Annotated in this window: 9 protein-coding genes; 5 read left to right on the top strand and 4 right to left on the bottom strand. The window is 56.0% G+C overall.

The window, feature by feature from the left end; genetic code table 11:
• Positions 1 to 365: 365 nt before the first annotated feature.
• The 4 genes from LAO21_06115 to lysW all read right to left on the bottom strand — a co-directional run bounded on the left by LAO21_06115 (position 366) and on the right by lysW (position 2,268).
• Positions 366 to 947 carry a DUF421 domain-containing protein gene (locus LAO21_06115; GenBank protein MBZ5552276.1) on the bottom strand — a complete coding sequence of 194 codons (582 nt, stop codon included), beginning with the start codon at positions 945 to 947 and terminating at the stop codon, positions 366 to 368.
• A gap of 7 nt (positions 948 to 954) precedes the next feature.
• The gene (locus LAO21_06120; protein ID MBZ5552277.1) at positions 955 to 1,599 is read right to left on the bottom strand and encodes a carboxypeptidase-like regulatory domain-containing protein; all 645 of its coding nucleotides are present in this window, start codon (positions 1,597 to 1,599) and stop codon (positions 955 to 957) included.
• Positions 1,596 to 2,012 carry a carboxypeptidase-like regulatory domain-containing protein gene (locus LAO21_06125; GenBank protein MBZ5552278.1) on the bottom strand — a complete coding sequence of 139 codons (417 nt, stop codon included), beginning with the start codon at positions 2,010 to 2,012 and terminating at the stop codon, positions 1,596 to 1,598. Before LAO21_06125 ends, LAO21_06120 begins: the two co-directional genes overlap by 4 nt.
• A gap of 82 nt (positions 2,013 to 2,094) precedes the next feature.
• Entirely contained in the window at positions 2,095 to 2,268 is a 174-nt protein-coding gene (lysW, locus tag LAO21_06130; GenBank protein ID MBZ5552279.1) for a lysine biosynthesis protein LysW, read from the bottom strand.
• Positions 2,269 to 3,006: 738 nt separating this feature from the next.
• On the opposite strand from lysW, the gene pheA reads away from it, so the two are divergent.
• The 5 genes from pheA to LAO21_06155 all read left to right on the top strand — a co-directional run bounded on the left by pheA (position 3,007) and on the right by LAO21_06155 (position 13,072).
• Entirely contained in the window at positions 3,007 to 3,855 is an 849-nt protein-coding gene (pheA, locus tag LAO21_06135) for a prephenate dehydratase (GenBank protein MBZ5552280.1), read from the top strand.
• 307 nt (positions 3,856 to 4,162) lie between these two features.
• The gene (gene aroF, locus LAO21_06140; protein ID MBZ5552281.1) at positions 4,163 to 5,182 is read left to right on the top strand and encodes a 3-deoxy-7-phosphoheptulonate synthase; all 1,020 of its coding nucleotides are present in this window, start codon (positions 4,163 to 4,165) and stop codon (positions 5,180 to 5,182) included.
• Positions 5,183 to 5,243: 61 nt separating this feature from the next.
• On the top strand, positions 5,244 to 6,266 hold the full coding sequence (locus tag LAO21_06145) for an AI-2E family transporter (protein MBZ5552282.1): 1,023 nt from the start codon (positions 5,244 to 5,246) through the stop codon (positions 6,264 to 6,266).
• Positions 6,267 to 6,565: 299 nt separating this feature from the next.
• A complete protein-coding gene (locus LAO21_06150) occupies positions 6,566 to 11,530 on the top strand; it encodes a DUF11 domain-containing protein (GenBank protein MBZ5552283.1) in 4,965 nt (1,654 codons plus the stop codon).
• A gap of 333 nt (positions 11,531 to 11,863) precedes the next feature.
• Positions 11,864 to 13,072: an anion transporter gene (locus tag LAO21_06155; protein MBZ5552284.1), complete on the top strand. Its 1,209-nt coding sequence runs from the start codon at positions 11,864 to 11,866 to the stop codon at positions 13,070 to 13,072.
• Positions 13,073 to 13,125: the final 53 nt, after the last annotated feature.

Here is a 13,125-nt window from a genome sequence, read left to right on the forward strand (position 1 = left end):
CGCGGATCTCTCATGTCACAGGGATGCACACGGAACACAAAGGGAATCTCCCAATCCGGACAAGCCGGAACCAAGACCAGAATTAATTAAAAAGCCGGGAAACCAGGATAACGGTTGCCGACGGAGAGCGTTCCCCTGCGGGATCTCAAATTCTGTTCCGATTTAAGGTTTTCACCTTCCTGTATTCCTGGTCTCCTAATCATGAATTGTCTTATGCGCCTATCGGCACAACCTCGGTTGATAAGCTACTAAGAGGGTTGCCTCAAAGACCTGAGCTTGCAGTGCTTTTCTGCGCCTTCTGAAATGAGGGTTGAAAAGTCTGAATGCAGGGGGTGGGTGTGGAAAAGCGCTCCCTCAAGTTGATCTCAAGTGTTCTTGTTCAGGAACTTGAAATGATGATGGGGGCGGGTCGTGGAGGGCATTTCGTCCTTACGGATCACGCTGATGTTTCCATCGATTTCCAGCACCGCCATGTGGACCTGGCTGGACTGTTCGACCCCGTGTTCCCTCAGGGAGGCGCGCAGGTCGGGCTCCGAAATGCCTTCGCGGCGCATGGCCTGCCAGTTGATCTCTCCGTCGTAAACAAGCAGGGTGGGCGAGCCCTCGATGCGCCGGCGCCACTTGCGGTTTCTGAATACGAGCCGGGACATGCCTCGATTGATGACCAGCAGCGTCATCGCTGCCACTACCCCGGCCGTAAGGGCGTTGTACGGCCCAATCATGGCATTCTGCACTGCATTTGAAATCAATAGCAGAAGCACCAGGTCGAACGGGGTCATTTGGCCGACCTCGCGTTTTCCGGTGAGCCGGATCCCCAGGAGCAAAACGAGATAAATTACGAACGCGCGCAGGATGAGGTCCAGCGTGTCAGCGGGAGAAATGGCAAAGGCGTCCCGGAGCCGGTCGGCCACGGTAGGACTGAAGAGGCCAAGGTTGGCTGCGATCATGTTGAACTTACTTGGCGGCCTTCAAGGGGATCTGGAGGGCCGCGATTTCTTTTGTCGGGGTGAAGGATTCGCGGACTTGCGTCTCATAACCCTTCGCCTCCACCACGATCGAGTAATGTTCCACCGTGGAAAGCCACAGTTGACTGCGGCCATTCGAGTCCGTCGTGGCCGTGAGCTTTTCGATCTTCTGGGTCCCGGTGATCTTCAGAGAGGCGCCGGGGATTCCGCGTCCATGCTCATCCATGACCACAAACCCGATCGTCACCTCCTGGGAGGCCTCAGCCAGCTTGACGGGTAATTTGAAGTAAAACTCGCGCTTGAGGCGAGTGTCATAGATGGAGATGGTTTCCTTCTTGCCCCAATGGTCATGGAAGAGGGCCTGCAATTCATAGTTGATGTCCGGACTCAGCCCCCCAAAGCGAAATTCCCCCTTTTCATCAGTAATATCCTGGGAAATCTTCTTTGACTGGAGATTTGTCAGGTTCACGATGGCGGTGGGTATAGGCTGGTCATCCTGATCCACAACGACTCCGAGGGCCAGCTTGGAGGGTTTGGCCTTCTTCGAGCCTTGGGCCGCAAGTACAGAGACGATCAAAATAAGAATGACTGAACCGAATAATATTTTTTTTGGGAAAGGTAATGAGTGATTCATGGCTTTCTTGCATTGAGGACAATAGAAATATCCTGGCGCTCGTCCTGGGCAATGTCGACGGTTTTTGAGGCGGATTGAAACCCGCTCAGTTCCGCTGTAATGATGTATTGCATCTTTCCAGCAGGAACGCGAAATGCGAATTCCCCTCCATCCCCCGAGAGGGTTTCCCATTTCGCCTTGGCATCACTCGTGCGCCGGCAACTGACGTGCGCTCCCCGCAGTGAAAACCCGTCTTCACGAAAGACGCTGCCTTTGATGAGGGCATACTCTGCCAGCTTGGAGTCTTTTTCCTTCTTGGGGCTTTTCTCCTTGGCCGACAAATTGAAGGAGATTCCCGAAAGGGTGCATGCCAGAAGCGTACAAAGGAAGAGAAGTGTCCGAGTCTGCAGGTAATGACGATTTGTTCTTTTCATGGGCTGATGCGAATCTGAATCCCCCTTGACCCCTCGAGACGGCTCACAAGGCCCGTCCTGCCCTCGCGATCCCGGAGGGTGTCTACCCCTCCCACTCCTCCTCATCCTCGTCCCCCGGGGCGAGCTCAAATTCCACGGGATCGAGTCCCACGACCTCCAGTTCGATACCGCAGTCCGGGCAGGTCACGATTTCGCCTTTTTCAATTTCCTCGGGGACCTCAATCTCGGCGTCGCATTCAGGGCATGAACCGTACACGAGTTGCTCCTCCTCGATCGCGGGTGGAGTGCAAGGGGCTGCATTTCCTAAAGTATCGTGCCAGAACCCGCGAACCTCTATGAATTCATTGAAAGGCTGTCAACTCTTAATGGAATTTTTTTCCTGTGTCAAGCGCAAATTGGGGGGCGGTGCAAGGGGCATTCCGCATGAGTGACGGCCCCTAAAAGAAGGGCTGTTATTCTCAACGTTTCGGCGCAGATGATGCGCTTCTGTTCGGCATTGGACGGGTCATGAGCGGGCGAGAGGGAGCATTGAAGGTCACGGTGGGTGCTATTGCCCGGTTGGATCTGCACCTCGAGCCCCTGGAAAGTAATCTCCCTCGATTCGTTTGTAACATCTGAAATTTCAAATTTGAGATCAGCCCTCCGCTACCAGCGGATGCTAAGAGTTGCCCGGCTGAGGGAACCCGGGGCCCTCGCATTGACTTTTTCCACCTTTGGATTAAAATCGGCGTTACTCTGAAGGGAGATGGTCCTTTTCATGCGCCGGTTGAGTTGCCCTGATGTGTTTATTTTTAACTTTTCGCCTGCGGCATGGGAGGTGGGCTAGGTTGGTTCGTGTAATGGTGAAGTCAGGCCCGCCAGTCCAGCCCAAACAGGATTGGCGGGCTTTTTTAGTTTGAGCGGGAAATCTATGAGATTATCACCCTGAAATGGGATCGAAGTTGATGGCTTGTGATCCATGCGGGAGTGTTGGTTTCAGATTTCCAGGTATGTCATGAAAATACGTGTCGCATTTCAGGGGGAACGCGGGGCATTCAGTGAGCAGGCGGCCCGCCAGTTGATGGGCACCCGGATTGAAGTCATTCCCTGCGAGACCTTTGAGAAGACCTTTGCCTGTGTGGGGCGCGGCCGGGCAGACCTCTGCATCGTGCCGGTCGAAAACACGCTGGCAGGATCGATCACTCGGAATCTGGATCTGTCGTTGAAGCATCGATTCAATATCGTCGGTGAAACGAACCTTCGAATTGAACATCACCTGGTGGCCCTCAGAGGGACGACCTGGAGGGAAATCAACCGAATCATTTCTCACCCGGTGGCCCTGGAACAGTGCCAAAAATTTCTTCGGCGGCATCCTCACATCAAGAGCGAGGTGGCGTATGACACGGCGGGAAGCGTGAAAATGATTGTGGAGCACGGGTGGCACGACACCGCGGCCATCGCCGGCGCCTGGGCGGCGCAATGGTTTCGTTGCGGGATTCTCCAGAAGAACATTGAGGATCATCATGAGAACTACACCCGCTTCTGGCTCCTCGAAAAGGGGGCCGCGAAACGCCGCTCCGGCGGAGGTTCGCCGTGGTCAGGCCGGAAGGGGAATAAGTCGTCGATCGTTTTCTCCACCAAGAACGTTCCGGGCGCCCTCTTCAAGTGTCTCAGCGTGTTCGCGCTGCGTGACATTGACCTGACCAAGATTGAATCACGTCCCGTCATCGGACGCCCTTTTGAGTACTTCTTCTATGTCGATTTTCTGGGAAACGTCGCTGAGGAGCGGTGCCAGAACGCGTTGCGTCATCTGGGTGAAGTGACAGATTTTCTGCGGGTGCTGGGGTGCTATCCGCGCGGGTGAGGGGGGAAGAGGTTATAGGGGATAGGTGATAGGGCTTAGGGAAGAGAAGTCGGAGGTCGGAAGGGAAGTTGCCAGTTCTCAGTTGTCAGTTGCCGGAGGGAATGGACGGAGGCTGGAGGTCGGAAGTCAGATACCTAATATGACCATTAGAATAGACGTTGGGGATTACTTTGATGGGCTCTGTGAACTGACAACTGAGAACTGGCAACTGCTTCTCTGACCTCTGACTTCCGATGTCTGACTTCTCTTCCCTGGCACCCGACACCCGGCACCCGACACCTTTCTCTCGGAAGGAGCGTAATCCAAAATGATCATCAGCATGAAGGCGGGGGCGAGCAAGGAACAGATCAACCATGTGATCGAAAGGATCGAGAGTTACGGCTACAAGGCCCACCCCATCTACGGCGACGAGCGCGTGGTCATTGGCGCCATTGGCGATGGCCGCATGAGGGACCATATCCAGTCCCTGGAATCGGCTCCCGGGGTAGACTCGGTGATGCCCATCCTCAAGCCCTTCAAACTGGTGGGCCGCGAATTGAAGAAAGAGAGGACCTGCGTGCGCGTGAGTGAAGATGTGGGCATCGACAGCTCCCATTTTGTCGTCATGGCCGGCCCCTGCTCGGTGGAGTCCCGCGAACAGCTCATGACCACCGCTCATGCCGTGAAGGCGGCCGGTGCAAAAATCTTGCGGGGCGGCGCCTTTAAGCCCCGGACTTCTCCCTATGATTTTCAAGGGTTGGAGGAAGAGGGACTGAAGTTTTTGGCCGAAGCGCGGGACGCGACCGGCCTCAAGGTAGTCACCGAGGTCCTTTCCGATGCGAACGTTTCCCTGGTGGCCGAATATGCCGACATCCTGCAGGTCGGGGCGCGCAATATGCAGAATTTTGCATTGCTCAAGAAGCTCGGGAAATGCGATAAACCGGTGCTTCTCAAACGCGGCATGAGCTCGACCATCAAGGAATTCCTGCTTTCCGCGGAATACATCGTGTCTCAAGGAAATCCCAATGTAATCCTCTGTGAGCGGGGCATCCGCACCTTCGAGTCCTACACGCGCAACACCCTGGATCTTTCGGCCGTGCCCCTGCTGAATGAACTCTCGCACCTTCCCGTGGTCATCGACCCCTCCCACGCGACGGGCAAGCGCTCTCTGGTGATCCCAATGGCGAAGGCGTCGGTGGCAGCAGGCGCCGACGGGCTGCTCATTGAAGTCCACCCGAACCCGGAGGAGGCATTTTCCGATGGCCCGCAGTCCTTGTTGCCGGAAGAATTTGGTGAGCTCATGAGGGTCGTGCGACAATACGTGGCGCTGGAAGATCGCAAGATGTAACGGCGCTGCCGGGGCTGAAAGGGATCTCGACTCCACCACCCGTCACGAATACCCCGTCCCTATGCACCTCGAAAAATACTTCTTTGCCCTCACCATCTTTGCCGCCCTCGTTCTGACCTTCTTTCTTCTCCAGCCGTTTGGCACCTACCTGGTCCTCGCTGGAATCCTGACCTACTACCTGGGCCCGCTCAAGCGCATCCTGCAGCGGTACATCCGCAGCGAAGCGCTCTGTGCCGCAGTCCTCGTGGTGCTCGTCATCCTGCTGGTGGTGGCGCCGTCGATCTACGTGACAACGCACCTGGTCACCCAGGTCAGCAGCGCCTACAACGACTTCAAGGATGCCGGCATCCCGGAGCGGTTGGGTCGGTTTGTTCAACAGAAGACAGGAAGGGAAATTGAGTTTCACAAGATATTTTTGAACCTGCTTGAAAGCGCGAGGAACTTCCTCCTGGGCGCGGCGCCGAATTTTCTGGGGTCTCTCACTTCGCTGGTCGTGGGCCTGTTCATCATGTTTTTTGTCATCTACTATGCCCTGCAGGAGTCCGGTGATCTGGGCCGCCGACTGACGCGGTTGATCCCGCTCGAAGCGGGGCTCAAGGATAAGATGCTTGAGGAGATTCGAGGGGTTCTGGAGGGTGTCTTATATGGGCAGGTGATTACGGCGGTCGTGGTGGGCGCCCTGGAGGGAGTCGGCTTCTTGATCTTCGGGGTCGGCAACGCCATTTTCTGGGCCGTCTTGATGATGATTCTGTCATTCATTCCGGTCTTGGGTACCCCCCTCATCTGGGTTCCGGCGGGGATCTACTTGATCGTCGAAGGACACCTTTGGCGCGGTCTCGGCCTGCTGATTTACTCGACGGTGGTCGTTGTTTACGTGGACAACTTTTTGAAGCCCCGGCTGATCAGCGATAAATCCAGGATCCACCCCATCATCATCTTGATCGGTGTGCTGGGAGGGCTGGAACTTTTTGGATTCATCGGACTCGTCATCGGCCCCCTCGTGCTGGCCCTGTTGATTCGTTTGTTGGTCTTTTACGAAGAAGTTTATCTTCCCAAACAGGCCGGCGCGAAAGGTGATTTGTGAGCACCCCCGATTCCTTTCTTGAATTAATGAGCGGAAAGTTTTAGTATTCAGTTGCTTTCTCCCCCCATTTACATCTCGCATTGCGGTTTTGTGGGTTCTTGAGCAGGAAAAACTCACCCCCCTTAAATCCAACCGGAATGGAACTCGGAAGAGATCACAAGGCCAGCCTTTCTTGTTCAGAATTCTAGGTCGGGTCTTTTTCTCCAGGCGAATCCGATTCAGCTGAAATGATTTCTGAAGGGGATCCTCTCACGTGTTCGAGTCCGATTTGGATTTCAAGACAGAAGAGGAGAAAGAAAATGAAGAGGCCCGGATTTTCCAACGCATTGCTTTGCCCGTCCCGCCATCGTCTGATTTCGGCACTCTTGCTCTTAGTCGTCGTCTTTGCCGCCCTTCGTGCTGTCTTACCCTCCATGGTTCTAGCGGTGTCAAATACCATTGTCCTCAGCCAGGTTTATGGTGGAGGGGGAAACTCGGGCGCGACACTGAAGAATGATTTTATTGAACTGTTCAATCGCGGCAGCGCCTCCGTGGATGTGACTGGTTGGTCCATTCAATACACCTCCGCCGCGGGGACCACTTGGCAGAAGACCGATCTGTCCGGCACCATTGGTCCGGGCCAGTATTATCTCGTGCAGGAAGCGCAGGGCTCGGGCGGAACCATCAATCTGCCCCCTCCGGATGTCATCGGAACCCTGGCTTTGAGTGCCACGGCGGGGAAAGTTGTGCTTGTCAGCACCAATGGCTTGATTGCAAGTGGAACCGCCTGTCCCTCAGGCCCCAGCATGATCGACCTCGTTGGTTTCGGGTCGAGCGCAAACTGCTTTGAAGGAACGGGGCCGAGTCCGGCCCCCAGCAGCACTCATGCGATATTGAGGTCCAGCGACGGTTGTGCAGACACCGACAACAACTCACTGGATTTTAATGCGGGGACGCCGAATCCGCGGAATTCTGCCTCCCCGAGAAACTCCTGCGGCACGGCAACAAATCCCAGTGGTGTCGGAGCTGCCAATCCGGGAAGCGTCGTGGCAGGCGGCTCAACTCTTCTGACCGTCTCAGTCACACCGGGATCAAATCCCCCCAGCACCGGGATTGCAGTTCGCGGTGATTTGACCCCGATCGGAGGCTCGGCCACACAGCCCTTCTACGACGATGGAACGCATGGGGATGTGACTCCCGCGGACAGCACATTTTCTTGCCAGGGTACTGTGGGAACAGCAACCGCAAATGGGACGAAGAGCCTGCTGGTAACCGTCTCGGACGCTGAAATGCGTACAGCCTCCTTAAGTATTGACCTCACCGTTCAGTCCTCTTCTCTTGTCGCCATCCATGACATCCAGGGAAGTGGAGTGTCCTCCCCTCACCAGGGAGAGTTGGTGACCACCGCCGGGATTGTCACTGCGGTCAAAGACAACGCCTTCTTCCTTCAGAGTCGTGACGCTGAAATCGATAGCGACCCGAACACTTCCGAGGGGATTCTTGTTGTTACATCGAGTGCGCCGCCTTCGGCCGCGGTCGTGGGCAACGGGGTCACAGTGACAGGCACGGTCCGCGAATATGTGCCGGCCTCCGACCCCAACAGTCCATCCGTCACTCAATTGAGCGAGCCTGTGACCGTCACACTGGTTTCCACGGGGAATCCCTTGCCCGCTCCCGTGACTCTGACGGCGTCGGACCTCAGCTCCTCGGGTCCCATCCAACAGCTCTTCAAATTTGAGGGTATGCGCGTCCACGCCGATTCGCTCACAGTCGTTGCACCCACCGAGGGGGTTGTTGATGAGATAAATGCCACCTCAAGGTCCAACGGAGTCTGCTATGCAGTGCTGACAGGGGTGCCTCGGCCTTTTCGTGAACCGGGGATTGAGGTGCCTGATTCACTCCCCCCGGATTCACCCTGCTGCGTCCCGCGGTTCGACGCCAATCCTGAACGATTACGTGTCGACAGTGACGGACTGGCGGGCGCCACTCCCTTAGAAGTTACCTCCGGAGCAGTCCTGACCAACATCACGGGACCGTTGGACTTTGTCTCCCGAACTTATACGATCTTGCCTGATTCATCGTCGTCTCCGGCCATATCGGGAAACATCAGTGCAATCCCCGTTCCCCCGGCAAAGGCGGATGAGTTCACCATCGGGTCCTTTAACATGGAACGATTTTATGATTCCACGGATGATCCTGCGATGATCGAACCTGTCCTGACGACGACGGCCTTCAATAATCGGCTCAATAAAGCCTCGCTGGCCATCCGGAACGTAATGGGAATGCCTGACATCATTGGCGTCGAGGAAGTAGAGAACCTTCCGCTTTTGCAGGCTTTGGCCGACAGGATCAACCAGGATGCAGTTGCCGCGGGCAATCCCGATCCAGCCTACCAGGCCTATCTCATCGAAGGCAACGATTCATCGGGTATCGATGTGGGCATCCTCGCGAAGAGGTCCCGCGTAAACGTCGTGGAGGTGACTCAGGCTGGGAAGACCGATACCTTCCGGGATCCTGTCACGGGCCAACAGGTTCTTCTTAATGATCGCCCCCCCTTGATCATGCGCGCGGCCATCTTGAGAACGGATAATTCCGTCTACCCCGCGACGGTCGTTGTCAGCCACCTGCGTTCATTGTCAGGGGTCAACGATGCGGCGGAGGGTGCCCGCGTCCGCGCGAAGCGTGCGGCACAGGCCGAGTATCTTGCCAACCTGATTCAATCCCGGCAGTCCGCCGATGCCAGGGAGGCGATCATCTCGATCGGAGATTACAATGCATTCCAGTTTAACGATGGATACGTGGATGTGATGGGGACGGTCCTGGGGATGCCGGCGCCGCCCGATCAGGTCTTTCTGTCAAGCGGCGATCTCGTCAATCCTGACCTGATCAACTTGACCCATCGCGCTCCGGTGGACCAACAGTATTCTTACAGCCTGGATGGGAACGCCCAGGCGCTCGATCACATTGTGATCACGGCGAACCTGCTCCCTCAATTCGCCGGACTCCACGTCGCGCGCTGCAATGCAGATTTTCCGGAATCCTTTCGCAATGATGCGAATCGACCCGAGCGCATGTCTGATCATGACATGCCGATCGCTTATTTTGTCTTTCCATCAAGGGGAGCCGACCTGTCTGTCATCAAGAAGTATTCATCGGATCCCGTTCAATCCGGAGCTCCATTTGGATACCTCCTGGCGGTGACAAATAATGGTCCTGAGACCGCCTCGTCTGTAGTGATGACCGATACCCTCGCAACCAACACCACCTTCATGTCCATTACCCCCCCAGCGGGTTGGACTTGTGCTGTTCCCCCAGTGGGCGGCAGCGGAATCTTGACCTGCACCCGGAAATCGTTGGAGGCCTTTGCTCTTGATACCTTCCTCGTGACAGTGAGGATCAATTGTTCGCTCGAAACGGGGACCCTGCTTTCCAGCAAGGCGACGATCCAATCTTCCGAATCTGACTGGAATCCGGCGAACAATTCAAGCACCTCGACGGTCACTGTACTCGATTCCACAACAATCTCCCCCTTGAGTCAATCGTTCGGAGCAAGTGGAGGGGCAGGAATAGTGAAGGTCAGCATTCCGGAGGATTGTCGATGGGCTGCATCAAGTAATGATCAATGGATTACGATAATCTCCTCCGACAACGGGGTTGGCAATGCGACGGTCAGTTACCGGGTTTCCGCGAACAAGGGAGTGAGCCCACGCCAGGGATCAATGACAGTCGCCGGACGAGCCTTCTCGGTGTCTCAAGCAGGCAGCGGCGGCGGAAATACACAGCTCAGTCTCATAGTCCCAGCCGATGGCGTGAACACCACAACAACTCAAGTCGAGGGAGGAAACGTCCGGGCAGGGTATGCCATAGTCACTGCGGATCCCTCCAGGAAAGCGGACGGCCGCACTCACCTTGTTTCCGAGATCGCTCTTGAAGGGACGGCGGTTCTCAGCTTGATCCAGAATGGTGTCGTCGTCAGCGAAGCGGGAGTGCCTGCTTCACCGCCCACAACTTCCGCTCAAATCTTTATCGATTTTCGTTCAGACCCTGGAGCCATGGCGGGTCCGGAGGCTGCACACACTTCCCAAGTCAATACCGGACTGGCAATCGTCAATCAAGGGACAGGCGCCGCCAACGTTTCATATCGACTTCGGGATTCCGCGGGCATAGTCCTGGCCACCGGGCATGGGACCTTGGGGGAGGGCGGTCATCGGGCGTTATTCATCGATGAGCTGAATCAAATCGCACATGATTTCATCTTGCCCCCGGACTTTTCAACGGCTGCGGGCTTTGGGACGCTTGAAATCAGCAGCGATCAGCCGCTTTCCATCCTGGGTTTGAGGCTTGCCATGAGTCAGCGCGGAGAAACCCTGTTGACAACGACCCCGATCTCCGATTTGACCCGACCAGTCACCTCCGGCGTGCTCTTCTTCCCGCACGTGGTGGAGGGGGGCGGGTACAAGACGTCAATCATTCTTCTAAACAACTCCGATTCGGGTGAAGCAGGAACACTGCGGATATTCGACAACCGTGGGGCAGGCTTGATGGTCCGGCAGGCCGGTAGTTATGCCCCTCCCTCTTCAGTCTTTGCCTACAAAATCGAGCCGCGGGGGGTCTATGTGTTTCAGACCGAGGGATCTCCATTAGCGGTTCTTGCTGGCTGGGCGCAAGTCGAGCCGGACAACGGCACACCGACGCCGGTCGGCGCAGGATTATTGAGCTATACAACAGAAGGCATCCTGCGTTCCGAAACAGGGATTCCCTCCGCGGTCCCGTCAAATCACGCGCGGGTTTATGTCGACCGGACGGGCGGCCATAACACCGGAATCGCAATCGCGGATCCTTCAGGAACCGGCCTTCGAGCCGCTCTGAAAGCTTTTCAAGTCGATGGGAATACTGCGGCGGGAACCGGGAACGTGGATCTTGTCGGTCGCGGGCATGAAGCGAGGTTTGCCAACGAATATATCCCGGCAATTCCGGAGGGATTCACCGGAGTGCTGGATATTTCAGCGCCTTCACCTTTCGTCGCCCTCACCCTGCGTGCCCTCACCAATGCGAGAGGCGATTTTCTAATGACTACATTTCCCATTGTGGACTTGAATCAGGCCACTCGCGCTCCCTTGGTTTTTTCTCAGATTGCAGCGGGGGGCGGGTACGAGACCCAATGCATTGTGTTTGGCAAAGGGAGCGAAACCCATGTCTTGATCAGTTATTTCGGTGATGACGGCACTCCCCTGAACGTGGGGAATAAATCTCAGGATAGGCAAGGAAATCTGATAAAAAAGTAGTTTCGATTGAAAAAGCGCTTGCGGGAAGGCAGTATGCGAGAAGGATTGGGGGCACCTTAGGCATTGGGGCTGCCCTCAACCTTCTTTATGCCACATCCGGACCGGAAGTCATTTCTGGAATGAATTGCTCAAGTGCATGAAGGTTTCAAGATACAATGACTGGTGGATGTGTTTTCCCCGTGGGCCGATCCCGGTGATGAGATGGACCCGGGAGGCTGTATTGACCAGGGTCTTGGTTTCCACTCGTCGCGGTTGAGTCTGTTGAGAGGTACAACGTCACAGGGATTCAGCGTTATCTCTGCTTCCTTGCGACTGATCTTGCCATTGCCTCACATGTTTCCTGCACTCTTGATTTTCCTGGGCACTTATCTCGTACTCGCCGTCGGGCGTCTTCCCGGATTTCGCGTCGATCGCACCGGCGCGGCAATCATCGGCGCCAGCCTGATGATTGCGTTTCGGGTCCTTTCCCTCGATGAAGCCTTCCGGGCCATTAATTACGAAACCATCATCCTGCTATTCGGGATGATGATCGTTGTGGCGAATCTCCGGCTCTCCGGATTTTTCGCGGTGATCAGCACTTGGGTAGTGGAGCACGCCCATCATCCCCTGGCGCTGTTGAGTGGAATCGTCCTGGTCTCCGGAGTTTTCTCGGCCTTCTTCGTGAACGATACCATGTGCCTGGTCCTCACGCCCCTGGTGCTCGAGATCGTTGTTCAACTGAACCGCAGGCCAATCCCTTACCTGCTTGCGGTGGCGATGGCGTCGAACATTGGGAGCGTGGCGACCATTACCGGGAATCCTCAAAACATGATGATCGGGACGTTTTCGCATATCCCCTATCGCGTCTTTGCGGCCAGGCTGGCCCCGGTGGCCGGAATGGGGTTGGTCTTGACGGTGCTGCTGATCGCTCTCGTGTATCGGAAGGAATTCACCGGGGCCCGCCACGTCGATATTCCGAAACCCCGCGTCCGGGTCAATCGAGTGCTGTTATGGAAATCCGTGATTGCCGCGGGGGTCATGATCGTTTTGTTTTTTGCGGGATGGCCGGTGGCCAAAGTGGCGGTGGTGACGGGAGCTGCGTTGTTGATCACTCGCCGGGTGAAACCCGAAAAAGTCTACCGGGAAATCGATTGGCAACTGCTGGTCCTGTTCGCCGGGTTGTTCGTGGTGATTGCGGGGGTCGAAAAGGCTTTGTTGAGTCAGGATCTCGGCGGCATCGCTTCCCATTTCAGCCTCAACCGCGTGGCGGTATTGAGTCTGCTCAGTGCGCTTCTCTCCAACGTGGTGAGCAACGTGCCGGCGGTGCTGGTCTTCAAGCCCTTTGTAGAACGGTTGGCGAATGCGCACCAGGCATGGCTCGTCCTCGCCATGTCATCCACCCTGGCGGGCAACCTCACGTTGCTCGGCTCTATTGCCAACCTGATCGTGGTGGAACGTGCCCGCCACGAAGTCCGAATCTCATTCCTGGAATACCTCAGGGTGGGAGTGCCGTTGACGATACTCACGGTGGCGATCGGTATGCTGATGTTGTCGCGGGTATAAGTGGTTACCAGCACCCGTGTGGTCACCATGCAGGTTCCGCTTTCTTAATATCT

The sequence above is a fragment of the Terriglobia bacterium genome, assembly GCA_020073085.1.
GTDB lineage: Bacteria > Acidobacteriota > Terriglobia > JAIQFV01 > JAIQFV01 > JAIQFV01.

What these genes read in the sequence shown, in the direction of transcription:
- LAO21_06120 (MBZ5552277.1), bottom strand. Translation starts at nt 1,599, where the DNA reads ATGAATCACTCATTACCTTTCCCAAAAAAAATATTATTCGGTTCAGTC.
- LAO21_06125 (MBZ5552278.1), bottom strand. Translation starts at nt 2,012, where the DNA reads ATGAAAAGAACAAATCGTCATTACCTGCAGACTCGGACACTTCTCTTC.
- LAO21_06115 (MBZ5552276.1), bottom strand. Translation starts at nt 947, where the DNA reads ATGATCGCAGCCAACCTTGGCCTCTTCAGTCCTACCGTGGCCGACCGG.
- LAO21_06145 (MBZ5552282.1), top strand. Translation starts at nt 5,244, where the DNA reads ATGCACCTCGAAAAATACTTCTTTGCCCTCACCATCTTTGCCGCCCTC.
- aroF (MBZ5552281.1), top strand. Translation starts at nt 4,163, where the DNA reads ATGATCATCAGCATGAAGGCGGGGGCGAGCAAGGAACAGATCAACCAT.
- pheA (MBZ5552280.1), top strand. Translation starts at nt 3,007, where the DNA reads ATGAAAATACGTGTCGCATTTCAGGGGGAACGCGGGGCATTCAGTGAG.
- LAO21_06150 (MBZ5552283.1), top strand. Translation starts at nt 6,566, where the DNA reads ATGAAGAGGCCCGGATTTTCCAACGCATTGCTTTGCCCGTCCCGCCAT.
- LAO21_06155 (MBZ5552284.1), top strand. Translation starts at nt 11,864, where the DNA reads ATGTTTCCTGCACTCTTGATTTTCCTGGGCACTTATCTCGTACTCGCC.